Source organism: Croceicoccus naphthovorans, assembly GCF_001028705.1.
Classification (GTDB): domain Bacteria; phylum Pseudomonadota; class Alphaproteobacteria; order Sphingomonadales; family Sphingomonadaceae; genus Croceicoccus; species Croceicoccus naphthovorans.
In genome coordinates this window covers 2,674,401-2,699,303 of record NZ_CP011770.1, presented here as the reverse complement: position 1 = coordinate 2,699,303, position 24,903 = coordinate 2,674,401, and the positions used below count along the sequence as shown (strand labels likewise).

Here is a 24,903-nt window from a genome sequence, read left to right as displayed (position 1 = left end):
GAGCGATGAGCGTCTATCGCCATTACGTACTCGCCGCCGGGGGCACCGGCGGACACATGATCCCCGCCTTTGCACTGGCGCGGGAATTGATCGAACGCGGCCACCGCGTGGCCCTTGTCACCGATAGCCGGGGCGAGGCGATACCGGGCGTGCCCGATGGGCTCGAGGTCAACGTGCTGCCCGCCGGGCGCATGGATGGCGGGATCGTCGGCAAGATCAAGGGCCTGATCGCGATCTGGAAGGGCCGGAAGCAGGCGCTGCGCCTGATGCGCGAATTCGAGCCGAGCGCGGTCGTCGGCTTCGGCGGCTATCCGTCGATGCCCGGCCTGCTGGCGGCGCGCGCGGCTGGCGTGCCTGCGGTGATCCACGAACAGAACGCGGTGCTGGGCCGGGTGAACCGATTGCTGGCGGGAAGTGCGGCGGCGATCGTCACCGCCTATGACCGGGTGGAGCGGCTACCCGCCAAGGCCTTGGCCCGCGTCCACAAGCTGGGCAATCCGGTGCGGACCGAGGTGCTGGCCCTGCGCGACAAGCCTTATCCGCCGTTCAGCGCCGATGGCCTGCTGCGCGTGCTGGTAACGGGCGGCAGTCAGGGGGCGTCGATCCTGTCGAAAGTCGTGCCCGACGGCCTCGCCATGCTGCCCGAAAGCATCCGGCACCGCTTGCAAGTCACGCAGCAATGCCGCGCCGCCGACATCGAGGGCGTGCGCGCCGCCTATCAGGCGCATGAGATTCCGGCAGAACTGGGCACCTATTTCGAGGACATGGCCGAACGCCTTGCCGATGCGCACCTGTTCATCGGGCGCGCGGGCGCATCGACCATTGCCGAACTGACCGCCGTGGGCCGCCCCGCGATCCTGATTCCTCTGCCCGGCGCGATGGACGATCATCAGAGCGTGAACGCTGCCGAAATGGTCGCCGCTGGCGGTGCCCGTGCGATCCGGCAGGACAGCTTTACGCCAGAGCAGCTGTCTCGCCAGATCGAAGCGATGGCCGCCGATCCCGAAACGCTTGGCAATGCCGCGCACATGGCGTGGAACTGCGGCCGCCCGGATGCGGCGAAGGATCTGGCCGACCTTGTCGAAAGCTTTGGCGGAGAGCCGCTTATGGACGTGATCCGCATCGGCAAGGGCAAGCCCGAGGCCAGCGGCGAAGTCGTGGGAGCGGGCGCATGAAGGGTGTCGGCACCGACATTGGCACGATCCACTTTGCAGGGATCGGCGGCATCGGCATGTCCGGCATTGCCGAGGTGATGCACAACCTCGGCTACTCGGTGCAGGGCAGCGACATCAACGAGAGCTACGTCGTCGAAGGGCTGCGCGAAAAGGGCATCCCGGTGATGATCGGGCAAAAGGCGGAGAACCTTGACGGTGTCGCCGTCCTGGTCACGTCCACTGCCGTGAAGCGCACCAATCCCGAAGTCGTCGCCGCGCTGGAAAACCGCATCCCCGTGGTGCGCCGCGCCGAGATGCTGGCCGAACTGATGCGGCTGAAACGCACGGTCGCGGTGGCGGGTACGCATGGCAAGACGACGACGACCAGCATGATCGCCGCGCTGCTCGATGCAGGCGGGGTGGACCCGACGGTTATCAACGGCGGCATCATCAATTCCTATGGCAGCAATGCGCGCGTGGGTGAAAGCGACTGGATGGTCGTTGAGGCGGACGAGAGCGATGGTTCTTTCCTGCGTCTCGACGGGCAGATCGCAGTCGTCACCAACATCGATCCCGAACACCTCGACCATTACGGCAGCTTCGATGCGGTGAAAGATGCTTTCGTCGAATTCATCGAGAACGTGCCGTTCTACGGCGCGGCGGTGCTGTGCATCGACCACCCCGAGGTGCAGGCGATCCTGCCCAAGATCCGCGACCGCCGCGTGGTGACCTACGGCTTTTCCGCACAAGCCGACGTGCGGGGCGAGAATGTCCAGCCTTATCCCGGCGGCAACACGTTCGACGTGACGATCCGCCACCGCGACGGGCATATCGACAAGATCGAAGGCGTCGACCTGCCGATGGCGGGGCGGCACAACGTGCAGAACTCGCTGGCGGCGATTGCCGTGGCGCTGGAAATGCAGTGCCCGCACGCGACCATCTCCGAAGGCTTCTCGCGCTTTTCCGGCGTCAAGCGCCGCTTCACCAAGGTGGGCGAAATTGCGACTGGCGGGGATCCGGCACTGGTCATCGACGATTACGGCCACCACCCGGTCGAAATCCGCGCCGTGCTGTCCGCCGCCCGCGAAGGTGCGCGCGGCAGGGTGATCGCCGTGGCCCAGCCGCACCGTTTCACGCGCCTGCGCGATCACATGGGCGACTTTCAGCAGGCCTTCAACGACGCCGATGTCGTCTATGTCACCCCGGTCTATCCGGCGGGCGAGCAGCCGATAGAGGGCGTGGATGCAGGGGCGCTGGTCGCAGGCCTGAAGGATCGTGGCCACCGCACCGTAAGCGTCGTCGAAAGCGCCGACGCGCTGGCCAAAGTGCTGTCCGAAACCATCGAACCGAACGATCAGGTCGTGTGCCTTGGCGCGGGCGACATCACCAAGTGGGCGGCTGGGCTTGCCGATGCCGTCAATGCGAAACGGTCGGGCTGATGGCGCATATCGTTTGCCACGACGATACGCTGGAGATTACGCTGGAGAGCGGCACCTTTACCGTGCCTGCCCCGCGCGGCACGCTGACCGCCGAGGCGCCGTTGGCGAAGCTGACGTGGTTCAAGACCGGCGGGCCCGCCGAACTTTTGTTTGAACCCGAAGATACCGCAGACCTGTCCGAATTCCTCGCCGCGCTGCCCGCCGATGTGCCGGTCATGGGCCTCGGCCTCGGTTCCAACATGATCGTCCGCGATGGCGGCGTGCCCGGCGTGGTTGTGCGGTTGGGCAAGCCGTTTTTCGATTGCACAGACCTAGGCGACAGCACCTTGCGCTTTGGCGGCGGAACGCCTGGCGTCCTGGCCAGCTCTACCGCACAAAAAGCCGGCGTGGCGGGCCTCGAATTCCTCAAGTCCATTCCCGGCACCGTCGGTGGCTTCGTGCGCATGAACGGCGGCGCCTATGGGCGCGAGGTCAAGGACGTGCTGACCCAGTGCGACGTCGTGCTGCGCGATGGCACAGTGAAGACGCTCGGCCTTGCCGACATGGGCTATACCTATCGCCATTCGGACCTGCCCGACGGGGCCATCGTCGTATCCGCCACGATGCGTGGTGAACCGGGCGATCCCGCCACGATTCAGGCCGAGATGGACCGCATCACCGAAGCGCGCGAAGCATCGCAGCCGTTGCGCACCAAGACCGGCGGTTCGACTTTCAAGAACCCCGAAGGGACATCGGCGTGGAAGCTGGTGGACGAGGCGGGGTGCCGGGGCCTGACGCTGGGCGATGCGCAAGTCAGCGAAAAGCACACCAATTTCCTGATCAACCGCGGCGAGGCGACGAGCGCCGATATCGAGGCGCTGGGCGAGGAGGTGCGCCGACGCGTCCGTGCCAAGTCGGGCGTGACGCTGGAATGGGAAATCCGCCGCGTCGGCAATTTCGGCAAAGTGACCGTGGAACCCTCGCTATGAGCAGCACCACGATCAAGCGCGGCGGCAAGGGCGTAAGGCGCGCCGCTGCCAGCAAGGGCAAGAAGCGCGCCGTCGCCGATGCGCGGGCGCGGACTGGCGGATTGCTGAACGGGCTGGTTGGTGCGCTCGGCCTGTCGGAAAAGGCGCTGCAACGGCTGTTTACCGCGGTGATCGCACTGGTCGTGATTACGGCGGCAGGGGCGCTGGCGGTCGTGTCGGGCCTGCCCGGATTTGCTGACGAGAAGATCGGTAATTTCGCGCGCGATGCTGGGTTCGCGGTCAAGCAGGTCGAGGTCCACGGCGTAAAGCGCATGGACAGCCAGGAAATCTACCGCCGAGCCATCGCCGCGCAGACGCAGCCGATGACCCGGCTGGACGTAGCGGCCCTGCGTGAAGAACTGGTCGCGCTGCCGTGGGTGCGCGATGCGCGCGTGTCGCGGCAATTGCCCGACAAGCTGGTGATCGACGTGATCGAACGCACCCCCCACGCGGTGTTGCAGCAGGGTGAGAACTTCGTTCTGATCGATCCTGCGGGCCATCAGCTGGAGCCGGTTGCCCCGGCCAAGGCGCAGAAGATGCTGGTGTTGAAAGGCGACGGCGCCGCCGAACGCGCTGGCGATCTGGCGCTGCTGCTCGATTCCGCGCCCGCATTGAAGAAACAGGTGCGCGGGGCCGAATGGATCGGCCATCGCCGGTGGAACATCACCTTTGCCACCGGACAGGTCGTGGCCCTGCCCGAAGGCGAGGCGGAGGCGAGCGAGGCCTTGGTGGCGTTCGCGCAGATGGACGGCATGAACCGCCTGCTGGGCGGCAGCGTCGCAGTGTTCGACATGCGCGACCCGTCCAAGGTTTATATGCGCGTGCCGGGCCGCGCGGCGGAAGAGGCAGAGGCGCGGGCCGAGGCGAAACGGCTGGCCGCGAAGGCAGAGACACAGGCAGGGGGCGATTGATGGCGAACCTACGGATCGAAAAGGTGTTCGGCGCGATCAACATCGGGTCGTTCCGCATTTCCGCGATGATCGCGGGGCTGACGGGCGATGGCGAGATGATCGTGCTCGGTTCCGGCCACCGCGCGGCGGACGGCATCCGGCGCGGCTATGTCACCGACATGGACGCGGCCACGCACGCCATTCGCGACGCCATCGAACGCGCCGAACGCGCCGCCGATACGCAAGTGTCGAGCGTGTGGATCGGTTGCGCCAACGCAGGCCTGATGAGCGAGATCCGCGAGGTCGATATCGAGATCGGCGGTCGCCGGATCGATCAGGACGACGTCGAATACCTCTTGGCCGAAGCGCGGGAACGCATCGTGCCGCAAGTGGGCGAGCCCAAGGTCGTACTCCATGCTCAGCCCGCGCATTACGTGCTGGACGGCGCGCAGGGCGTGTCGAACCCGCGCGGGCTTCATGCCCAGCGGCTGGCCGTTGCGGTCCACGTGATGGAGGCCGAGGCGGGCCCCTTACGCAACCTGATGGAAGCGGTGCAGAGCGCGCATCTTGAAGTTGAGGGCGTTGTCGGCGCGGCGGTCGCAAGCGGCCATGCCTGTTTGACAGAGGAAGAGCGCGAACTGGGCGTTGCGGTCGTCGATTTCGGCGCGGAAGTCACCCACGTTTCGGTCCACGTCGGCGGGATGCTGGTGGGCGTGACGGTCCTACCCTACGGCTCCAATGACCTGACCGACAGCGTGGCCGGGGCCTTCGGCGTGCGCCGCGCGCAGGCAGAGCGGCTCAAATGCGTCTACGGCAGCGCCATCGCCAGCCCGACCGACCATCGCGAGAAAATCCCCCTCACCGATGGCGGTGAGGAAATTCCCCGCGCCGACCTGATCAGCACGATCAACGGCCAGCTTTCGCGTTGGACCGAGGACGTGGCCAAGGCGCTGAAAGGGCTGGGATTCGTGACCGGGCGCGGCGGCAACGGGCGGCAGATCGTGCTGACTGGCGGCGGCGCGGAACTGGCGGGCCTTGCCGATTATGTGCAGCAGGCGCTGGCCAAACCGGTCCGCACCGGGCGCCCCCCGGCGATGAAGGGTCTGCCCGAAGCGCACGCGACACCGGGCTTTGCCGCGCTGGCGGGGCTGGTAATCTACGCCGCGGCGGACCCGATCGACATTCGCACCCACGGATCGACATGGCAGACGACGGCGCGGTTCGGGCGGATGAACCTGCCCGCGCGGGTGATGCGGGCGATACGGGAGTATTTTTGACGATCAAGCCAAAGTGGTACTTTGGCTTGGTGGCTTGAGCGCCTGAATGTCCGCAATGGGGTGGTTAGCCGACCTGAAGCTGCTAAGCCTGTTGAATGAAATGGCCCTTCCGCAAATCAAACAATCGACCCGCGTGGGACCAAGCTTTTGCTAAAGAACTTTGTGGCGCGACTGTCATTGTCGGCATCACCTATGAAGAGCCAGCAGGCGACCGACTGGAGCAGATGTTCGGCACGGTTATGGACGCGGACCCTGCTCGCGGAATCAGGCTGCGCTTGGAAGGCAGCCGGCTTGGAGAAACCTACACCCTTCCGCCAGACTTGAGAGCATTCTTCGCCGCTAAGTCGGGTTCTTATCGATTGAGGAGCACAGGGGAAATGGTCGTGGACCCCGACTACACGGCCAGTTGGACGATTACCCCGCCCGCAAATTGAATGTGCGCAATCGGGTTGTTAGTCTATCACTCACCGCCGCCACTTCCGCCCCGGCCAGTGCTCCGGGCTGAACCAGTCGCAGGCGATGTCGGGCCGCGCGTCGGCCAGTGCCATGAAGCCCTCGAAGGTCGAGACCGATTTGGCGCAGCGCAGTTTCTTCAGGTTGCGGCAGGTGATCAGCGGGGACAGGTCCTTGTCCTTCACCGTCGTCGTCACCAGCCACAGTTCCTCGAACGCGAAACCGTCCAGCGGGTCGAGGCTTTCCAGCTTTTGCGTCGTGTTGATCGACCCGTCGAGGTTCAGCTTGACCAGCCGATCTTTCAAAGGGCGAATCCAGCGCAAGTCATAGAGATGCTTGGCATTCTCGATATCGAGGTGGGTCAGCCGGGGCATTCGCGTTAGCGGGGTGAAATCGGTGATGTTGCGCGGGGAATCGAGTCGCAGCTTCTTCAGGTTCTTGAGCCGCGCCAGCCCCTCGATCGTTTCGGCGGTGACCGGCCATTCGAGGCGTAGCTCTTCCAGTTGGTCCAACTCGCAAATCTCGTCGAAGAAGTCCTGGTTCACCGCGCTGGCGGTCAGGAACCGCAACTTCTTGCGCGTTGAAATCCCGCGAAACGAGTTCTTCTCGCGGTGGTGCACGCCCATGTCGGACTCTGGCCCGATGCCCAGTGCCTCGCTGAATTCGTCCTTTTCCATGCCCTTAGCCTACCCTTTCCCGGCCAACTGTCGATATGTCGCCCTGCCAGCCCGATGACAGGTGTGGAAATCCCCGTATTTGCTTTGCCCCGGCGAATCGTTCTGTGCCAATATCAGGGTTAAATCGGGGCACGCCCGAAACGGCGACTTTGCGGAGATTTCCATGAGCATCAACATCGGTCCACCGGCAGTCGAGGAGCTTCGGCCGCGCATCACCGTGATCGGTGTCGGCGGGGCGGGCGGCAACGCCATCGCCAACATGATCCAGGCCGAGATCGAGGGCGTCGATTTCGTCGTCGCCAATACCGACGCGCAGGCGTTGAACAACGCAGTGGCCGAAGATCGCATTCAGCTTGGCCCCGAAATCACGCAGGGCCTTGGCGCCGGATCGCGGCCCGAAGTCGGGCGCGCGGCGGCAGAGGAAACGTTGCACGAGATCGACCGGATGCTGGATGGCGTCCACATGTGCTTCATCGCCGCGGGCATGGGCGGCGGTACCGGCACCGGTGCAGCCCCCGTCATCGCCAAGGCCGCGCGCGACAAGGGCGTGCTGACGGTAGGCGTCGTGACCAAGCCTTTCATGTTCGAAGGTTCGCGCCGGATGCGCAGTGCCGAGGCGGGGATCGAGGAGCTGCAGAAGCATGTCGATACCCTGATCGTCATCCCGAACCAGAACCTGTTCCTTGTCGCCAGCCCCGACACGACGTTCAAGGAAGCCTTCGGGCTCGCAGACGAAGTGCTTCAGCAAGGCGTGCGCTCGATCACCGACCTGATGGTCATGCCGGGCCTCATCAACCTCGACTTTGCCGACGTGCGTTCGGTGATGGGCGAGATGGGCAAGGCAATGATGGGCACCGGCGAAGCGGACGGCGACAACCGCGCGCTGGAGGCTGCCGAAAAGGCCATTGCCAATCCGCTGCTCGACGGTGTGTCGATGGCGGGCGCGAAGGGCGTCATCGTCTCGATCATCGGCGGCGAAGACATGCGCCTGATGGAAGTGGACGAGGCCGCGAACCACATCCGCGAACTGGTCGATCCCGATGCGAACATCATCTGGGGTTCGGCGTTCAACCCCGATCTGGCAGGCAAGATCCGCGTCTCGGTCGTCGCCACCGGCATCGACCAGTCGGCAGAACAGATTCAGGCCGTGCAGAGCCCGCAGAGCTTCTCGCTGGGTTCGGGCCGCGCGCCGATGCGTGCCGGGGTGGTCACTCCGGCTGCCGCGCCGCAAGCCGCACCGGCACAGCCCGTGCCGCAGGAAGATCCGCTCGACCTTTCGCTGGAATTGAGCGACGAGGTGGAGGCCGCGGCCCAGCAGCCCAACGGCGGCGGTTCGGACGAACTGCTGCTGGGCGGCGATTTCGAGCAACAGAACGAGCGTCCCGCCGTCGGTGGCGGATGGCCGCAACCGCAAGCCTATGAAGCGCCCGCGCCGCGTCCGGTTGCGCCGCAGCCCGCACCCGCGCCCGCCCCGCAGCAGTCGACCCCAGCGCCGAGCAGCGGCGGCAGCACTCTGTTCGAACGGATGACGAGCCTGTCGCGCCCGTCCTCGCCCGAACCGACCCGCTATGACGACGATGACGACGACGATGGTGCAGCGCTTAACATTCCGCGCTTCCTTGGTCGCAACAACCGTTAAGCGGCTGACAGGCAATTGGTGGCGCCGCCGCGACCGGTTCGCGGCGGCGCTTCTGCTTGCGGGCGTGGCGGCGAGCCTGTCCGCCGTGCCCGCCCATGCGCAGTTTCGCACGCCGCCCGGCACGAACGAGCGGGCGTTGGAGAACGCGCAGGAACGGTTGAAGACCAACGGGTCGGACGTATCGGCGCTGCGCGATGCGATTCGTGCGGCGATGCGGCTGGGCAACCTGGACACGGCGGCGACTTATGCGCGGCGGGCGCAGCAGCTTGCACCCAACGATCCGATCATTGTGGCCGCGAACGGAGCGATAGAAATACACCGCGCCCGCCCGCGGGAGGGGCTGGCATTGTTCTCTATGGCCGACAAGCTGGGCGCTCCGCTCGATGCTTTCGCTGCGGATCGCGCGCTGGGCTACGACCTGATCGGCGACCAGCCCTCGGCCCAGTTCTATTACGCCCGCGCGCACCGCAGCGCGCCCGATGACGAGGTGCTGCGACGCTATGCTCTCAGCCTGTCGATCAGCGGGGAGTACGAGACGGGTGAGGCGATGCTGAAGCCGCTGCTTCACGTACAGGATGCGGCAGCATGGCGGATGCAGGCGTTTATGCTCGCCATCAACGGGCGCCCGGCAGAGGCGCGCGAAGTGCTGGGGCGGATATTGCCGTCCGATTTGGCCGGATCGATCGGACCATACATGGACGTCTTGCCCAATCTTTCGCGCGCGCAGCAGGCGGCGGCGGCCCATCTGGGACTGTTCCCGTCGGTCCTGCCTCCCATGTCGGCGAACCGGGCGGTGCAGGCAGAACGCGCACCGCGCCGCCGGATCGGCGCGGGTTGGCTGGACGACGGCGACGACTGACGCTGGCCACTGACGCTTTGGGAGCTTGTCCACAACGTACGCACAGCTCGTTGTAGTTTTGCCCAGCGCACGGTGGGCAACGCATTGTGCACAGGATGGGTTCCGATTCATCAGGGCACGTGAGAGGCAACCCCCAACGCGATTGGACACGCGCATGAGAGCAGACCGGCACGAAGCAGAACGCGCGGACGACGAAGCGCCCGTCGACACGCTCGTCTCGCTGTTCGAAGCGCGGGGCTGGCCCTATGAAATGATCGGCGAGGACGAGGTTTCGGGCGAAGTCCAAGGCGCCTGGGCGAAGTATCAGTTCCGCGCGATCTGGCGGCGCGAGGATCATGTCCTGCAGCTGCTCTGCCTGCCCGAAATCCGCGTTGGTGACGACAAGCGGACGCAGATGTTCGAGCTGATGAGTCTCGTCAACGAACAGCTCTGGCTGGGGCATTTCGACTTGTGGTCGCAGGGGTCGGTGCTACTGTACCGCCACGGTTTGATGGTGGGCGACGAAGGCCTGCTCAGCATTGGACAGGCGCAGATGGCGGTGGAACATGCGGTCGAGGAATGTGACCGGTTCTATCCCGCGTTTCAGTTCGTCCTGTGGGGCGGACGCAGCCCGGCGGAGGCGCTGGCCGGTGCCTTGATCGACGCAGCGGGAGAGGCCTGAGCCGATGACTTTGCCCCGCAAGATGCTGTTGATCGGGTGTGGCAACATGGGCGGCGCGATGCTGGCCGGATGGCTGCGTGGCGGTGTTGCGCCCGAGACGTTTACCGTTGTCGATCCCTATCTGGAAACCGTTGCCGACGGCGTCACGCTATTGCGCGAAGTGCCCGAAGGCGAGTTCGACGCGGTGCAGCTGGCGATCAAGCCGCAGGGGCTGGCCGATGCCGTGCCGGGAATCGAGCCAGTAATGGGGCCCAATACCGTCCTGCTTTCGTTGCTCGCAGGGGTGGAGTGGGAGACGCTGGCGCAGCGGTTTCCGCGTGCGGGCGGCATCGTTCGCATTATGCCGAACCTGTCGGCGGCACTCGGCAAATCGCCGATCGCCTTGGCGGGCGAGGGGCTGAGCGACGCCCAGACCGCGATGGTCGAGGCGCTGACCGCACCGCTGGGGCAGGGCGAGTGGATCGATGAAGGGCACTTCGACCTCGTGACCGCTTTGGCGGGATCGGGGCCGGCTTTCGTCTATCGCTTTATCGATGCCTTGGGCGCTGCAGCGACGTCACTTGGCTTGCCCGAGGAACAGGCGCAGCGGCTTGCACTCGCCACGGTCGAAGGCGCGTCGGCGCTTGCCGCGCAGAGCGATGTTTCGCCCGGTGACCTGGCACGCCGCGTCGCTTCGCCCGGTGGGACGACGCAGGCCGGGCTGGACACGCTGGATGCCAATAATCGGCTGCTCGATCTGATCACCGATACCCTGCGCGCCGCCGCGCGGCGCGGGGCTGAAATGGCGGAAGAAGCGCGTCGCGGAGGCTAGGATTCGGGCTTGCCATAAGGTTAATGCGCTGTTTTCCTTGATATTCAGGGCTTTGCGATACATCTCGATACACCGGTTTTACTTGAAATATCGCCGTGGAATGGCGATATTGTCGGGACACGGCCCCGTCTTGTGAGGGCCGGAACAGGAGTTTTTGGATAAAATGGCAAACTGGAACGACCCCCAGCCCACACGACAGGGCTTCGGCGCGTCCCCGAGCCTGAACGCAAGCGTGCCGGGCACGCGGGCCGGCTTCGATGCGGGCCTGCGCAAGTACATGCTGTCCATCTACAACTATATGGCATCGGGCGTGCTGCTTTCCGGCATCGTTGCGATCGCCATGGCGAACACAGCTTTCGGTATCGCACTCATTCAGTCGCCCGCGATGTGGCTGATCGTGCTGGCGCCGTTGGCGATCGTTTTCGCGATGAGCTTTGGCGCGAACCGCTTTTCTCAGGGCACGCTGCAGGCACTGTTCTGGGGCTTCGCGGTCCTGATGGGTATGAGCCTCTCGACGATCTTCCTCGTATATACGGGCGGATCGATCGCGGCGACGTTCTTCGCAACGGCCGGTGCTTTCGCGGGTCTCTCGCTGTTCGGCTATACGACGAAGAAAGACCTGTCGGGCTTCGGCAGCTTCCTGATCATGGGCGTGATCGGCCTGATCATTGCGTCGGTCATCAATATCTTCCTGCAGAGCTCTGCGCTTTACTGGGCGATCAGCTTTATCGGCGTGGCGATCTTCGCCGGTCTGACCGCCTATGACACGCAGCGGCTGAAGGCGCAGTACTATCACCTTGCTGGAACCGAGTTCCTCGGCAAGGCGGTGATCCTTGGTGCGCTGTCGCTCTATCTGGACTTCATCAACATGTTCCAGTTCCTGCTTGCCTTCATGGGCCAGCGCGACTGAGTTCATTATCGACGGCGGGCCGCGTGCCCGCCTGACCAGACGCCCGGCCGGTCCCGCACCGCGCCGGGCGTTTGTGCGTTCACGGTCCGTCGGGCCGGACAGTCGCCTCATCCCAATTGCTTGTGGATGGCGCCAAGGGGGTTGATGCGCGGCGCGGCGCATCGGCGCATGAAAGCGTCGCCCTGTCGGCAATCGTCTTAATCCTGCCGCAAGCCGGGATCATGCACACTGGCAGGATAGTTGAATTTCTGCGGATAGAGGATCGGGACGGTGGCAATGAAGATCGTGAAGATCGTGAAACTGGGTGCAATGGCGGGGATCGCCGGCCTTTCGGGCTGTACCCCGCCGCCGCCGCCATCACCCCCGCCACCGCCACCGGCAGTGCAGGCCGCGTTCCCCGCCCGCCCGATGGCTCCCGGCTATGCGCAGGACGGGCTGACCGTGCCCACCGTGGATGCACTGGGCGTGCGCCAGACGGTGAACGCGGGGCTGACTTCGGCGCAGACGACATGGAACCTGCGATCCGCCTATAACGTCGCAGCGCTGAACTGCACCGATCCACAGCATCTGGCGATGGCCGAACGCTATGGCGAATTCCTGAAAACCCACGCGCGCGAATTGTCCGCCACGAACCGCGCGCTGGATAGCGAGTTCCGCCAGAAATATGGTCCGGGATACAAGGACGTGCGTGATCGCTACATGACGCAGGTCTACAACTATTTCGCGATGCCGCCAGTGCTGGACCGGTTCTGCGCCGCGGCTTTCAATGTCAGCACCGATTTGATGACTGTGGGCAAGGGCGATCTGGATGTCGCCGCCGCGACACTGCTGCCGCAGCTGGAGACGGTGTTCCTGAACTTCTTTACCGAATACGAAGCGTACAGCGTCGCCGCCGCCGCGTGGGATGCCAGCTATCTGGCGACTTATGGCAAGCCCTATGTCCGCCCGCGCGCCAACCCGCTCTCTCCCGCAGCGACGGTGCCATATGGCCCGGATGCGCCGGTTGTCGTGCTGCCCGAACCGGCGGCGAATACGACCGATACGGGCGGCTGAACAAAAACCGAGGCGGGCGCGATTCCCTCTTTGACTCGCGCTCCACGCCTGCTAACAGCGCGCCTCTCCCGCCTTGGCGGGATCGGAACTGGAACGGGGCCGTAGCTCAGTTGGGAGAGCGCGTCGTTCGCAATGACGAGGTCAGGGGTTCGATTCCCCTCGGCTCCACCACCCAGTCCTAGGTATCGAGGCGTCGAGAGACGCCTTGACCACCTTCCCAAATTATCCCCGCATTTCCGGCGCTTTGCGCAGACGGACTGTGCTGTCGCGTGGTCAAGAGACGCGCTGACCGCGCCGTTCTGCCGAGAATACGGGCTGGTTCTCAGATGTCCGTTTTGGTGACCACGCTTTGGAATGCTGGATGTCAGTTAGTGGCAAAGCCAAGCGCGAACTTCTGTTCGTGCCAGGCGGTGGGCAGGGTGCCGATCCGCCAGAGTTTGCGCGAAGTAAGGTCGCGAGGCTGGGTACCATCGATGATGGGCCTGATGATCGCAGGATCGAGATAGCTGATCCGCGCGATGCGCCGAAGGTGACGGATCTCAGTGGCAGAGGTGGACGAGACATGGACTTCATCCATCGCCAGAAGCTGGCGCCGGGCGCCGAAGGCGTGAGCCAGCAGATCGAGCAGTGGCTAGTCGGGTCTGGCTTGATCAGACCGCAGGAGATCGAGCCGTAGGCGTTGCTCCTGACCCTAGGTCTCAAAAGTGCATGGAATTTCGATCGGTATGCGATGTCCGTCGTCAGCGTCGATGTTCGCACGCTGAAGCAACGCCGGTCGGCAGATCGAAGCGGTCACTCTGTTCCGGTGTATGATGACATTCAATTTCAACACCTCAACGACTTCCCGCATCTCGGCTGGTGATGCTTCGGTCACGCGTGCGCCGAGTTGGTTTGCATGATTGATCAATGCAGCGAGTTGGTGAGTGGGAAGATGATAGGGCAAGCGTGTCGCAACCCCGGGAATAACATCGCCGGGCCTAATTACCTAGTAGCGGTATCGCCGGACATGATTACGAGTAGGCTTCGGCACCATAGGCTTGCCGGCTTGTCGGAAAGCATGCCGGCCAGCACGCTGATAATACGATGACGCGTGGACTGGACCCGGGTACGCGGCTGGCTTGTAAGCTTCGCTTGGACCTGATCGAACAGGTCCTGATCGAAGGTGGCCTCGTGTTCGCCGGGGGAGCTGGCTCCCCGTGGACGATCTCGCCGATGTAGATACGGTTCTACAGCAAGCTAATGAGCTCGCCACGCCATAAAGTTTGGGAAGTTTTTTTGCGCCTCCTGCAAGTGCGGCACGATAACGCCTGCATCGTCCGCAAGGGAGAGCTCGGCGTTGATGTTCTTTTGCATCATCATGGTGATGCGATCGTGCCATATCGCTTCTTCCGCACTGTCATTGCCGTTTCCCGGACGCGATGCGAATAGAAGCGGCCCGCCGACGCTAGCGGAGCTTTCCTTGAACAAGCTCTTGATCTGGGCTGGGTTAAGGCCGACGGCTTTTGCCAACTCGGCGCCCTCTTTCCCGATCGTTTGCGTAGCGATCAGGATCCGTTGTCTACAATCTTGACGATCATCCCCGTGCCGGGTTGCCCCATGTGCGATACGATTCGGGGAAAGCAATCGAATGCCGGTGCGGAGCGGGCGAAATCTTCATCGCCAGCGCCGACCAGACAAATTAGAGCCTGTTTTCGAGCATCATGCGATCCCCGATAACCCCGCAATCGACGAGGGCTGCTCCATGGCCTTCCGCCTTTGTCCGAAGCCAGGCAAGATCGTCCAATGCCAGCGTTGCTACGACAACGAAGACGAGACCCACGTATTATGCCAGCAACCCATCCGGTCCCGCCTGATGTCGGATACCGCGTTCAGAGCACCATGATGGTCGACGAGTGCCATAATGGCAGAGCCGATTTCGCCAAGCCCGATGACGCCGATCCTCAGATCCGGCATGGCGTTGACCATGCCGAAGCGAGGCCGTGCAAAGGAGCTTGACGCGTCACGATCCGCAAGCCGTTCAATGGCGAAGCATCACAGTCTTCGTCTGGGTAAACGCCTCCAGCGAATCCGGTCCGAGCTCACGCCCCATGCCGGACTGTTTGTATCCTCCGAACGGCACCATCGGATCGAATTCGAAGATGGTATTCACCCAGACCATGCCGGCCTGAACCGAGTCACTGACGATCTGGGCATTTGTCAGGTTGTCGGTCCAGATTGATGCCGAAAGACCATAGGTCACGTCGTTGGCAAGACGAATTGCCTCTTCAGTGTCTTTGAACGGAAGAATTCCCGCGACCGGTCCGAAAATTTCCTCTTGCATGACCCGCATGTCGTTGGTGACCCCGGTCATTAGCGTCGGCTTCATGAAGAAACCCTTGTCGCCATAGGTCTCGCCGCCGGTGGCGATCGTTGCCCCTTCCTTGCGGCCTATGTCGACATAGTTGTTGATCTTGTCGAGCTGTTCGCGCGAGATAATGGGGGTGATCTGCGTATCGGCGTCGAAAGGGCTGCCGATTTTCATGTCCTGGACCGCCGCCGCGATCTGGCTGGCGACATCGTCATAAACGCTTTCATGCACGAGGATGCGCGTTCCGCATACACAGCCCTGACCGGCCCCAGAGGTGAAGCCCATCACTGCGGTGGGGATAGCGCGGGCCATGTCGGCGTCGGGAAAGATGATCGTCGGCGACTTGCCACCCAGTTCCACGGTTACCTTTTTCATCGTCTTCGCGCCTTCGGCGATGATCCTCTGTCCGGTTTCGACCGATCCCGTGAAGCTGATCTTGGCAATGCCCGGATGTGCGACCATTGCCGCCCCGGTTGCACCGTCACCGGTCACGATGTTCAGGACGCCTTCCGGCAAACCGGCTTCCTCAAACAGTTCGGCCAGACGCAGCGGCACCAAGGGCGCCTGTTCCGCCGGTTTGAACACGATGGTGTTGCCGCAGGCCAGCGCAGGCGCAATTTTCCAGACTGCGGCAAGGATCGGGCCGTTCCAGGGGATGATCGCACCAACTACGCCAAGTGGTTCGCGCTTTGTATAGAAAATGCCATTTCCATCCTGCGGGAAGGTGTTGCCAAAGATCTTGGTGGTCCAGCCTGCGTAATAGCGCATGACGTCGGCCATGCTGGCGACCATGTACTGTGAGAATGGATACATCAGACCCATATCGTGCGATTGCAGGGTGGCCAGTTCTTCCACGTTGGCTTCCAGCACATCGGCCAGCTTTAACAGCAGTCGCGTGCGCTCGTGCGGTGACATTGTCCGCCAGGCGGGGTTGTCAAAAGCCTTGCGCGCGGCAGCGACCGCCTTGTCCACGTCAGCCGCCGAACCATGGGCAACTGTGGCGAGTGTCTGGCCTGTAGCCGGGTCGATCGAATCAAACGTGCGTCCACCTTCACCATCGATCCACTGACCACCGATGAACAGCTTTTTGGCGCCCGACTTCAGATATGTCTCGACAAGGGGGTGCTGGATACGGTTGGCTTCCAGAGCTTCGCTCATGGTCAATGTCCTCGATCTATTGATTTGCCATGCGGCAGAATGATTATCCCACGTAAGTTAGCAGGGCAGCTGATAGCATGCTTGAGCTTGTGGTTGTCAGATCCGAGCATGATGTCGTCAATGCGCTCGTCTGCGCCAAATCAGTTCACGATCAACCTTCTGCATTCAGGCATTTAGTTCGCATTTCGATCACGCAGTCTTGTCATCGGACACGGCTGGCTTATTCCTGCGGGACTACCATGGGCAAATACGCTGCCACTCATACCGAGGAGGAGGCGGAACTGCCAACGGCCGCATTGGCGGACGAGATGCTGCTGGACAGTGAGGGAAGAATCTGAGCGCTTTTTGTGATCGTCGGAAATCCTCCTAGCGCATTTCCCGATCAGACGAAGACCGCCTCAGCGCTGAACGGGCTCGATCACTTGCTAACGGTCAAACCCTTCCCGACGAAGATTGCCCTGCTGGCAGGCTATGCGATCCCGCCAAAGTTTATGTACGAAAGCGCGCACGTACCGATCTTGTTCGGACAGGGAACGCGGGATCCCGTGCCCTTCGCGCAGGATGCAGAAGCGGTCGTGTCGCAGCCACAGGGATCCCAGCTTGTAGACGAACGGCAATTCGTATGGAGCCTTGCGCGCAGATTGGGGCTGCCCTTGGATATCGGCGGAACGAAACTGGACACGGACGACATTCCGGACGGGGAGACGATATTCGATCTCGTCACCGCCGGCGGGCAAGTGTTGCTCGACGATGTGCGCCAGCATCCGCATGGCGTGATCCTGCCCCAGAAGGCAGGTTGTGGAAGCGGCGCTGAGCGGAGATTCGGCACGATTCGACGTTATGCCAGATGACGTCGCAACGTGCCGCAAATGTATGCCGCGCGCGCTTTAGTAGAGGCCGTGGGCGGCAATTACCTCACTGTGCGAGGCATGCGGCAGGCGATGAACAGTCATGTTGGGGCTCCACAGGAACTCGACCCGAAAAAGCGATTCAACCCGGCATTTCTCCAATCGGGGACTATGGCTGATCTTGGGCTGAAATCAGGGCAGTTCGTGCGGATCGCGTCGCGCGCCGGATCGCGTCGCGCGCCGGATCGGTCGTCGCCCAAGTCGAAGCCGATAAAGGGCTGTGTGCATACGTGGTTTCGATGTCGCGTTGTTGGGGCGGATTGCCCGACGGTCCCGACGAGAAAAGCATCGACTGCGCGGCGGCGTATCCGGCACAACTTGTCGATCTTCTGGATGCAGATGACATCAACGCAGTGCCGCAAATCACCGGCATACCTTTGACGATCAGACAGCTATCTGCGCATCGTTGACGCGGTACGCGAATAGCGGCGATTTTCGGGCGGTCGGTTCGAGCAGTGCTTGCGGAATGGCGCAGCCATGCGGCTTGGAGATGCGGAGACGCATAAGTTGCTTGAAATGGTGATCCATTTTCATGCCCGGGGCGTCGTCGCGGTGATAAGCGCCTTCATTGAAACGCATTGCAATCTTGGTGCCTGCATTCGCGTCGGCTAGTTCGCAAAATCGGTACGGCGGAGAACCTTTCGAGGGACGCCCTTGCCGTCAAATCTTCTGCAATTCCGTTTATAATCCGCTCCGCGCCAGCGGAACAGCGAGCAGGCGCGAGTTGTTCACCAAGCGAACGATGGCGAGAAGTCGCATCGCTTCATGGGCCGAACCCGCCATTATGGTTCGTGAAACGCTGGACTCGCATTCAGGACGCAGTCGGTTCCATCCGGCTGCACGACCGCGACAGGGCATAAATAGAAAAAGGGCGCATCCTGTGCGCTACGTATCACGAGGATTGCAATGACTATCGAAAGCAAGGCCGCCGTCGCATTGGCCAAGAACGAGCGCATGATCATCGAGACGATCAACGTCGCCCCCCCGCAAGAGGGGGAGGTTCTGGTCGAGATAAAAGCAACCGGATTGTGCCATTCGGATCTGCACGGCATGGACGGGTCGTGGGATTTCTCCACCGGTTTTCCCGGCCTTTTCGGGCACGAAGGGGCAGGTATCGTTCGCGAGATTGGCCCTGGCGTCAGCTCATTTAAGCCAGGTGACCATGTTCTGACTTTTATTCCGCATTGCGGCCACTGTCCGCTGTGCTCAACGGGGAAGACGAACTTGTGCTATGCCAGCTTCGTCGATTTTTTAGAGACCAGCCGAGTAGATTTCGACGGTCAGAAACTTTACCCGTTTCTTGGCCTCGGCACTTTTACCAATTTCAACGTCTTTCGCGAGATGAGCTTGGTGAAAGTACGTGACGACGCGCCATTTGACGAACTGTGCTATTTCAGTTGCGGCGCGACCACGGGCATGGGTGCCGCGTTGCACACGGCGAAGGTGGAGGCAGGATCCACAGTTATTGTTTTCGGGCTGGGCGGAGTCGGCCTGAATGTCGTTCAGGGCGCGCGGCTTGCGGGCGCCACGCAAATAATCGCCGTCGACACTAACCCGGCGAAAGAAGCGATCGCGCGCAAGATGGGCGCTACAGAATTCGTCAATCCGAAAACGGTTGAAGGCGATCTTGCCGGGCACCTCAACGAAATTAGCGGCGGAGGCGCCGACTTTACATTCGAAGTGGTGGGCAACACGCAGCTGATGCAACTAGCCTTCGAATGTACAAAAATCGGTTGGGGGAAATGTACGATTGTCGGAATCGCCCCAGACGAAGCCCGACTTGAAGTACCGCCCACCATGCTGGTTCAGGGAAAATCGCTGATTGGATCGCCGATGGGCGGGGTTACCGGAAGCCAGATACCCGCGATGGTGGACCTGATGATGGACGGCAAAATCGACGTGGCAAGCCTGATTACCGATCGTTTGCCGATCGACCAAATCAACGAAGGCTATGACAAGATGAAGCGTGGTGAAGGAATCCGGTCGGTCGTGATGTTCGATTGAATCCGTTCACGACGTCGAAAAGGAATTCCCGATGAGAGCGGCGGAAGACAAGGCGACGGGCCTTGTTGGCAAATCCATCATCATCACCGGCGGTGCATCGGGCATAGGCGCGGCTGCCGCCGTGCGCGCGGGGGCGCGCGGGGCGAACGTGGTTGTCGCGGACCTTGACGAGGAAAAAGGGCAGGCCATCGTCGCCGAGATTACCGACGACCAGGATGTCGAACGACCCAAGCTTTTCCACAGTGGCGGCTATCGCCGACTCAAACGCGGATGCATCGCTGATGTCGAGTTTCACGTATGGCATTCCAAGAGCGCCGGCGGCTTTTGCCACGCTATCCTCGTCAATGTCGGCAAGCATCACCTTGGCGCCTTCCGCCACGAAACGCCGAGCGATCGCTTCGCCGATGCCGGCTCCCGCGCCGGTCACCAGAACGGCCTTGTCAGTCAGATTGCGCATCTTCGTCCTCGAAATATTATTGTCCAGTGCAGGATGATAGTGCGGCAAATTGAGTGCGCCAGTCTGGCAGGCCGATACGACCGGAATGGCAAACCAATGATCGCTGACGTTGAGTTTTGTCTATGAATATTTGAAGCCGATCACGGCGTTAGGGAAAGACTCTATCTTGGTTTCCAACCCGGGTTCGTCAAAAAGTGACAATTCCGAAAAATCGTATGCTGATGGCGTTGGATTTTTTCAGCCTGTGACGTGACCCCCTGATTTTCCTCCAATTTGGATTAGAGTCCGGCCCTTACAGAAGGACGGACGAGATGAAGAGAACGAGGTTTTCCGAAGAGCAGATCATCGGTGTGCTGAAGGAGGCTGAGGCGGGTGCGAAGACCGCTGACCTGGCCCGGCGACACGGAGTGTCGGAAGCGACGATCTACAACTGGAAGTCGAAGTATGGCGGGCTGGAGGTGTCCGATGCCCGCCGACTGAAGGAGCTCGAGAGCGAGAACGCGAAGCTGAAGCGGTTGCTCGCCGATGCCATGTTGGACCAGGCCGCGTTGAAGGATCTTCTGGCAAAAAAGTTCTGACGCCCGCCGCCAAGCGGGAAGCTGTCGCTCATCTCCAGGCCTGCCACGGGATGAGCGAGCGGCGGGCGTGCCGTGTCATCGATGCTGATCGCAAGAGCGTGCGTTACCGTTCCACCCGGGACGATGACGCCGATCTGCGTGAGAAGCTGCGCGAGCTGGCCAACCAGCGTCGGCGGTTCGGCTATCGCCGTCTGCACATCCTGCTGCGCCGGGAGGGGATCATGATCAACCGGAAGAAGACCCAGAGGCTCTACCGTGAGGAAGGGTTGGCGGTCAGACGACGACGCAGTCGCAGGCGTGCTGTGGGCACGAGAGCACCTGCTCCGGTGCTGGCGCTGCCGAACCAGCGCTGGAGCCTGGACTTTGTTCACGACCAGATGGCTTCGGGAAGACGATTCCGGGTGCTCAACGTGGTCGATGATGTGACGAGGGAGTGCCTGGCAGCGGTGCCGGATACGTCGATCTCCGGGCGCCGTGTCGTGCGCGAACTGACTGAGCTGATCGCGCAGCGTGGCAAGCCCGGCATGATCGTCAGCGACAATGGCACCGAGCTCACCAGCAATGCGGTGCTGGCATGGTGTGGGGAGATCGGTGTGGAGTGGCATTACATCGCACCGGGAAGGCCAATGCAAAACGCTTACGTCGAGAGCTTTAATGGCCGCATGCGGGACGAACTGCTCAATGAGACTTTGTTCCTCAGCATGGCTCACGCCCGCGTCGAGATCGCTGCCTGGGTGGAGGACTACAACCGGGAGAGGCCGCATTCTTCCCTCGACTACGACACCCCGGCGGCGTTCGCCGCCAAACTGGATAAGCAATGGCCAGCTTCGCTACGCCCTACGGGCTCCGCTACGCAGCCCATTGCTTCAACCGCGCTCATGCGCAACAACGCGGTCCGGCTCTAATCCCAGCTGGGGGAAAGCTGGGGGTCACGTCAGACGCCGAAGCGGGGGACATAACGACGATGCGATAGTCGTCTAAGCGCGATGCCGTAATCTACACGCCGCAGCGATGGTAAATAGCCGAGGCTCGCTTTCTTGTTGCCTACTTGTTAGTTAATTCTTGGAAATAATAAGTTTCTCATTCAGTTCGCTCATTAGTTTCAAATTTTGTGCGAGAGGCTGGAAGGAATAAGTTATCAAGCTTAAAGTATGAGGCAAATCAAAAATCGGGAGCGAAAATGGAATATCTGACCGTTGCGGAGGCACGTGAACGGACAGGCTTGCGCCTGGTTTTGTCGGCACATGTTCCCGGCCCCTGGGGCGAATCGGCAAAATATATATTTGCGATGCGAGGTGTTGACTACCAGCCGGTCGCGCAGGAAGTATTTGGAGCCAACGATGCGCTGCACTCTTGGACAGGGCATAGAAATGCGCCCATTGCAATGCTCGACAAAGAACCGCCGATTAGCGGCTGGCTCGACCTCCTCATGCTCGCCGAACGATTGGGGCAGGGGCCCTCGCTGCTTCCTCAGAAATCGGAAGACAGGGCGCTGGCGTTGGGATTATCCGCTGAAGTTTGTGCGCCCTACGGTCTCGGTTGGGAACGCCGATTGCTGATGCTCGGTGACCGGTTCGGGATGTCGGATCCTCCGTCAGACACGCCTGCACTGCTGCTCGCGATCTGTAGGCGCTATGGTTATACCGCCACGGCAGCCGCAGTTGCAGCGGAACGTGTTGCCGACATTCTCCGCACGCTCGCCCTCAAGTTGGAGGCGTCGGGAAACTCTCCCTATCTGGTCGGCGACCGTTTAAGCGTGGTCGATATCTACTGGGCGTGCTTCTCAAATATGCTTGCACCATTGAGCCATGACGTTTCGCCGATGCCTGACGGAGTGCGAGAGGCATGGCAAGCGATTCCGCCAGTCGTAATAGCGGCATTGGCTCCAGCGCTGCTGAGGCACAGAGACTTTATCTACGAGCGCCACATCGGCCTGCCACTGGACTATTAGTCATGATAGAATTCTATACCTATCCGACCCCTAATACTTGGAAAGTCGGTATCACGCTGGAGGAGTGCGGCCTACGTACGAGGTTCGGGTTATTGACATCACCCATGGAGAGCAGTTCGCTCCCGGTCACAACATCAGACTTCAGAACCAGTCTCTCCCAGCGGGTTCGTTCACCCACCCTAATCGCTGACACCTCGAGGCGATCGCAATTGCCGAGAATACGCTAGAGCAGAAGAGGCGCCCGGTCAGCGATCCAGTACACGCCGCACAATGCTATTACCGCCCCCAAAGCCGGTCTGATCAAGGGCGATCTTGGAAGGCGCATGCTGACAATATAGAGCGGCACGATGACCGTCAGGATGGCCAGTTGCACTGCCTCGATGCCCAAATTGAAACCCGCCAAAGTCGCCAGATTTCGTGACACCTGAAGATCGGCTTCAGCAAGCAGGGTGGCGAATGCCAGCCCATGAATGAGGCCAAAGGAGAACGCTACCAACGTTTCGCGACCGGGGAAGATCGGTCGCACGGCATGAAGCGCGGTAAGGACGACCGAACCGGCAATGGCAAGTTCGACCGGTGCCGAAGGCAATTGCCAGTTTCCCAGGCCCGCCCCGATCAGCGTGACCGAATGCCCCACGGTGAAACCGGTGACGATCCGCAACAAGCGGATGGCCGTCTCTCGGGAGCCGCGCCGTTTTGCCCAACGACCATCCACGGCAACGAACGGCGCTACGAGAAGTAGCGCCATCAGGAAAAGCAAATGATCATAGCCAGAAATGATGTGTATCGCGCCCAGCCTTGCGGCATTTGCCATCGCCGATAAGGATGAGGACTGCCGTTCGACAACGATGGTCGAGCTTGCCTGACGGACTGCGCCGATCGTTCGGGTCACACTGCCCTCGCGCAAATTCACCAGCGCGAAATGGTCGGGTTGTTCCGCGGTGACAACGGTCCAGTGCAAGTTGACCGGCCCTGCTGCACTGTCCTCGGGCGCAACGAACCGGATCCGCGCCAGCAAGTCTTCGGGGCCCGAAACCGTCGCGAAGCGAAGCTGGCTAAGTTCGGCAGACCAACGGCTGGCATCCGGCCCATAGACCTGCACTCGATTGAGGAGATAGCGTTGCGCAGCCCTGAGAGAGGCGGACTCATTGCTTGCCTCGTTTCCGCTGGCGAAGCTGTATTCGGCCGCGGGGACGACGATATCCGCAGAAATGCCACCCTTCTCGAAAGACAGCGTAACTTCGCTGTTCGGCGTGAGGTGGGCAAATGCCGCCGGAGAGAAAGCAAGCGATATGCAGGCCAACAGATATGCAAACGCCCTATCCATGCGCGAACCAGACCAGCATCCGTTCGCCATCGAAGATGCGCGGGTTGAGCGCCTCCGCCTTGTTTCGAGCCTGCTCTGCCGCATCGATCTTGCCGAGCATCGCGTTGGCTTGCGCCAAAGCCGCATACATCGGCGCGCTGCGCCAGCCGCTGTCTTCGGCGCGACGCAAATGTGTCACGGCTTCTTCGGGACGGCCGTTGGCCATCAGGGCATTGGCCAAAAGAATCCGCGCCTCCGCATAGGGGCGGCTACGCAATTCCTGCTGGGCAAGGGCAAGCGCCTGCGTGGCTTCACCAAAGGCCAGCGCATGCTCCGCCATGTGGAACCGCGCCGCGCTGGGTACCAAATGCATGCGGCGTTCCCAAATTTCGCTCGCCCGGTCCGACCAGGCGCTGCTTCGCTCTCGGTTGCCTTGTGCACGATAGAGCATGGCGAGCGCGTCCATGGCTTCGGGCCATCGGTAGCGGTCGGCCACGCCTTCCATCGCCTTGGCCGCGCCGGAAATATCTCCGGCCAAGGCCTGCGCTTCCGCCCTGTACAATGCGATTAGAGGATGGCCGGGCAGCAATCGTTCGGCCACATCGTACCAAAGGCGCGCGGCGTCGTATCGACCTCTGGCGCTTTCGGTCGCGCCCAATTGCAACGCGATGTGTGCTTGTGCCAGCGGCGTGCCGGAGCCTTCCCGCGCGGCTTGCCCAAACAGTGCGATGGCATCGTCGAACCGCCCCTGCATTCTGGCCAGCATCGCCTGTCGAAACGCGGTGGAGCCGGCCTGCAATCGGGTGGCTTCTGCGTAATGCCCTGCCGCACGGTCCATGTCGCCGCGATAGAGCGCCATGTCGCCGCGCATCGCGATGATCTCCGCGCGATCTCCGGCAGGCAATGGGACTGCAGACTGCAAGGCATTGTCGATCGCCAGCCGTGCCGCGTCGAGATCGTGCACGGTCATCGCGAAGGCCGCCTCGCGAAGCCACGGCCCCGAACCGGCAATCGCATCGGCCCGCGCCTCTCGGAGGACGTCTCCCGCTTCGGCAAGCGTCGCATAATCGCCACTCAGTGAAAATTCGGCCATCAGGGCGGCGGCAAGCGATTCCCCCCGCAGCCATTCGTCGGGCGCATGACGCACGCGTTCGCGTCCCAGAGCGACTTGGTCAGCCGTCTCTGCCCGAGCGTCGGCATAGTTCTTTGGGCCGTAAGCTGTTGCCGCAAGGTCGGCGGGCTCTGGCTGCGCCCGTAAAGGTGCCTCGGCCCGTTGTGGAGCGAGGGACCTTTCAACAACAACCGCAGCCAGGACCATGGCAACGGGGGCGAGCAGAAGGAACCAGAGCGAGCGAGGGAATCCT

The 24,903-nt window shown here is 62.0% G+C and carries 26 protein-coding genes, 1 tRNA gene and 2 pseudogenes; 20 read left to right on the top strand and 9 right to left on the bottom strand.

Annotated elements, in window-relative coordinates; all coding sequences use genetic code 11:
* The first annotated feature begins 5 nt into the window (after positions 1-5).
* The 6 genes from murG to AB433_RS20610 all read left to right on the top strand — a co-directional run bounded on the left by murG (position 6) and on the right by AB433_RS20610 (position 6,201).
* Entirely contained in the window at positions 6-1,175 is a 1,170-nt protein-coding gene (murG, locus tag AB433_RS13530; protein WP_047821699.1) for an undecaprenyldiphospho-muramoylpentapeptide beta-N-acetylglucosaminyltransferase, read from the top strand.
* Positions 1,172-2,593 carry a UDP-N-acetylmuramate--L-alanine ligase gene (murC, locus tag AB433_RS13525; RefSeq protein WP_047821698.1) on the top strand — a complete coding sequence of 474 codons (1,422 nt, stop codon included), beginning with the start codon at positions 1,172-1,174 and terminating at the stop codon, positions 2,591-2,593. Before murG ends, murC begins: the two co-directional genes overlap by 4 nt.
* Positions 2,593-3,561: a UDP-N-acetylmuramate dehydrogenase gene (murB, locus tag AB433_RS13520; protein WP_179944981.1), complete on the top strand. Its 969-nt coding sequence runs from the start codon at positions 2,593-2,595 to the stop codon at positions 3,559-3,561. Before murC ends, murB begins: the two co-directional genes overlap by 1 nt.
* Positions 3,558-4,511: a cell division protein FtsQ/DivIB gene (locus AB433_RS13515; RefSeq protein WP_047821696.1), complete on the top strand. Its 954-nt coding sequence runs from the start codon at positions 3,558-3,560 to the stop codon at positions 4,509-4,511. Before murB ends, AB433_RS13515 begins: the two co-directional genes overlap by 4 nt.
* On the top strand, positions 4,511-5,767 hold the full coding sequence (gene ftsA, locus AB433_RS13510; protein WP_047821693.1) for a cell division protein FtsA: 1,257 nt from the start codon (positions 4,511-4,513) through the stop codon (positions 5,765-5,767). The genes AB433_RS13515 and ftsA overlap by 1 nt, the downstream gene beginning before the upstream one ends.
* A 95-nt stretch (positions 5,768-5,862) precedes the next feature.
* Positions 5,863-6,201, top strand: a complete 339-nt coding sequence (locus AB433_RS20610) for a hypothetical protein (protein WP_156170829.1) — start codon at positions 5,863-5,865, stop codon at positions 6,199-6,201.
* Between the two features lie 30 nt (positions 6,202-6,231).
* Here the strand turns inward: AB433_RS20610 and AB433_RS13505 are convergent, their stop codons facing one another.
* On the bottom strand, positions 6,232-6,897 hold the full coding sequence (locus tag AB433_RS13505) for a leucine-rich repeat domain-containing protein (protein WP_047821691.1): 666 nt from the start codon (positions 6,895-6,897) through the stop codon (positions 6,232-6,234).
* 163 nt (positions 6,898-7,060) lie between these two features.
* Between AB433_RS13505 and ftsZ the strand changes: the two genes are divergently transcribed.
* From ftsZ to AB433_RS13470, 7 genes are all read left to right on the top strand, one after another.
* Complete coding sequence (ftsZ, locus tag AB433_RS13500) at positions 7,061-8,536, top strand: cell division protein FtsZ (RefSeq protein WP_047821689.1); 1,476 nt, start codon at positions 7,061-7,063, stop codon at positions 8,534-8,536.
* Entirely contained in the window at positions 8,517-9,395 is an 879-nt protein-coding gene (locus tag AB433_RS13495) for a tetratricopeptide repeat protein (RefSeq protein WP_053059171.1), read from the top strand. Before ftsZ ends, AB433_RS13495 begins: the two co-directional genes overlap by 20 nt.
* A gap of 154 nt (positions 9,396-9,549) precedes the next feature.
* Positions 9,550-10,056: a type III secretion system chaperone family protein gene (locus tag AB433_RS13490; RefSeq protein ID WP_047821687.1), complete on the top strand. Its 507-nt coding sequence runs from the start codon at positions 9,550-9,552 to the stop codon at positions 10,054-10,056.
* Positions 10,057-10,060: 4 nt separating this feature from the next.
* Entirely contained in the window at positions 10,061-10,867 is an 807-nt protein-coding gene (locus tag AB433_RS13485) for a pyrroline-5-carboxylate reductase family protein (RefSeq protein ID WP_047821685.1), read from the top strand.
* Positions 10,868-11,030: 163 nt separating this feature from the next.
* Positions 11,031-11,777: a Bax inhibitor-1/YccA family protein gene (locus AB433_RS13480; protein ID WP_047821683.1), complete on the top strand. Its 747-nt coding sequence runs from the start codon at positions 11,031-11,033 to the stop codon at positions 11,775-11,777.
* Between the two features lie 270 nt (positions 11,778-12,047).
* Positions 12,048-12,830 carry a hypothetical protein gene (locus AB433_RS13475; protein WP_156170827.1) on the top strand — a complete coding sequence of 261 codons (783 nt, stop codon included), beginning with the start codon at positions 12,048-12,050 and terminating at the stop codon, positions 12,828-12,830.
* 95 nt (positions 12,831-12,925) lie between these two features.
* Positions 12,926-13,001 (top strand) — tRNA-Ala (locus tag AB433_RS13470).
* Between the two features lie 193 nt (positions 13,002-13,194).
* Here AB433_RS13470 and AB433_RS13465 read toward each other — a convergent pair.
* A complete protein-coding gene (locus tag AB433_RS13465) occupies positions 13,195-13,407 on the bottom strand; it encodes a hypothetical protein (protein ID WP_047821681.1) in 213 nt (70 codons plus the stop codon).
* 506 nt (positions 13,408-13,913) lie between these two features.
* Here AB433_RS13465 and AB433_RS21565 point away from each other — a divergent pair.
* Complete coding sequence (locus AB433_RS21565) at positions 13,914-14,048, top strand: hypothetical protein (RefSeq protein ID WP_281177797.1); 135 nt, start codon at positions 13,914-13,916, stop codon at positions 14,046-14,048.
* Between the two features lie 18 nt (positions 14,049-14,066).
* On the opposite strand, the gene AB433_RS13455 is transcribed toward AB433_RS21565, so the two are convergent.
* The 3 genes from AB433_RS13455 to AB433_RS13450 form a co-directional block, all read right to left on the bottom strand.
* A complete protein-coding gene (locus AB433_RS13455) occupies positions 14,067-14,339 on the bottom strand; it encodes a hypothetical protein (RefSeq protein ID WP_156170826.1) in 273 nt (90 codons plus the stop codon).
* A 285-nt stretch (positions 14,340-14,624) separates the two neighbouring features.
* The gene (locus AB433_RS21065) at positions 14,625-14,795 is read right to left on the bottom strand and encodes a hypothetical protein (protein ID WP_156170825.1); all 171 of its coding nucleotides are present in this window, start codon (positions 14,793-14,795) and stop codon (positions 14,625-14,627) included.
* A 52-nt stretch (positions 14,796-14,847) separates the two neighbouring features.
* Positions 14,848-16,335 (bottom strand): aldehyde dehydrogenase family protein, encoded by a 1,488-nt coding sequence (locus AB433_RS13450; protein ID WP_047821676.1) that lies wholly within the window; start codon positions 16,333-16,335, stop codon positions 14,848-14,850.
* 77 nt (positions 16,336-16,412) lie between these two features.
* Here AB433_RS13450 and AB433_RS20600 point away from each other — a divergent pair, with 77 nt between their 5' ends.
* The gene (locus AB433_RS20600; RefSeq protein WP_156170824.1) at positions 16,413-16,673 is read left to right on the top strand and encodes a hypothetical protein; all 261 of its coding nucleotides are present in this window, start codon (positions 16,413-16,415) and stop codon (positions 16,671-16,673) included.
* Between the two features lie 153 nt (positions 16,674-16,826).
* On the top strand, positions 16,827-17,186 hold the full coding sequence (locus AB433_RS13445; protein ID WP_156170823.1) for a hypothetical protein: 360 nt from the start codon (positions 16,827-16,829) through the stop codon (positions 17,184-17,186).
* Positions 17,187-17,627: 441 nt separating this feature from the next.
* Here AB433_RS13445 and AB433_RS13440 read toward each other — a convergent pair whose 3' ends face one another.
* Positions 17,628-17,822, bottom strand: a complete 195-nt coding sequence (locus AB433_RS13440; protein WP_047821672.1) for a hypothetical protein — start codon at positions 17,820-17,822, stop codon at positions 17,628-17,630.
* Positions 17,823-18,149: 327 nt separating this feature from the next.
* On the opposite strand from AB433_RS13440, the gene AB433_RS13435 reads away from it, so the two are divergent.
* Both AB433_RS13435 and AB433_RS21830 read left to right on the top strand, forming a co-directional pair.
* On the top strand, positions 18,150-19,247 hold the full coding sequence (locus AB433_RS13435; RefSeq protein WP_218916952.1) for a zinc-binding dehydrogenase: 1,098 nt from the start codon (positions 18,150-18,152) through the stop codon (positions 19,245-19,247).
* Positions 19,248-19,278: 31 nt separating this feature from the next.
* A pseudogene (locus tag AB433_RS21830) lies at positions 19,279-19,446 on the top strand (SDR family NAD(P)-dependent oxidoreductase); the annotation flags it as partial.
* A gap of 66 nt (positions 19,447-19,512) precedes the next feature.
* On the opposite strand, the pseudogene AB433_RS21825 reads toward AB433_RS21830, so the two are convergent.
* Positions 19,513-19,704 (bottom strand): annotated as a pseudogene (locus tag AB433_RS21825) (SDR family NAD(P)-dependent oxidoreductase); the annotation flags it as partial.
* 311 nt (positions 19,705-20,015) lie between these two features.
* On the opposite strand from AB433_RS21825, the gene AB433_RS13420 reads away from it, so the two are divergent.
* Positions 20,016-21,187, top strand: a protein-coding gene (locus tag AB433_RS13420) for an IS3 family transposase (RefSeq protein WP_156170623.1) whose coding sequence is annotated in 2 segments (ribosomal slippage) — positions 20,016-20,268 and positions 20,268-21,187 — 1,173 coding nt in all. Because the reading frame shifts where the segments join, the coding sequence is not laid out codon by codon here.
* 275 nt (positions 21,188-21,462) lie between these two features.
* Positions 21,463-22,233 (top strand): glutathione binding-like protein, encoded by a 771-nt coding sequence (locus tag AB433_RS13415; RefSeq protein WP_047821668.1) that lies wholly within the window; start codon positions 21,463-21,465, stop codon positions 22,231-22,233.
* 223 nt (positions 22,234-22,456) lie between these two features.
* Here the strand turns inward: AB433_RS13415 and AB433_RS19575 are convergent, their stop codons facing one another.
* Together AB433_RS19575 and AB433_RS13405 are read right to left on the bottom strand one after the other, a co-directional pair.
* The gene (locus tag AB433_RS19575; RefSeq protein WP_053059168.1) at positions 22,457-23,560 is read right to left on the bottom strand and encodes a HupE/UreJ family protein; all 1,104 of its coding nucleotides are present in this window, start codon (positions 23,558-23,560) and stop codon (positions 22,457-22,459) included.
* The gene (locus AB433_RS13405; RefSeq protein WP_053059167.1) at positions 23,553-24,686 is read right to left on the bottom strand and encodes a tetratricopeptide repeat protein; all 1,134 of its coding nucleotides are present in this window, start codon (positions 24,684-24,686) and stop codon (positions 23,553-23,555) included. Before AB433_RS13405 ends, AB433_RS19575 begins: the two co-directional genes overlap by 8 nt.
* Positions 24,687-24,903 lie beyond the last annotated feature (217 nt).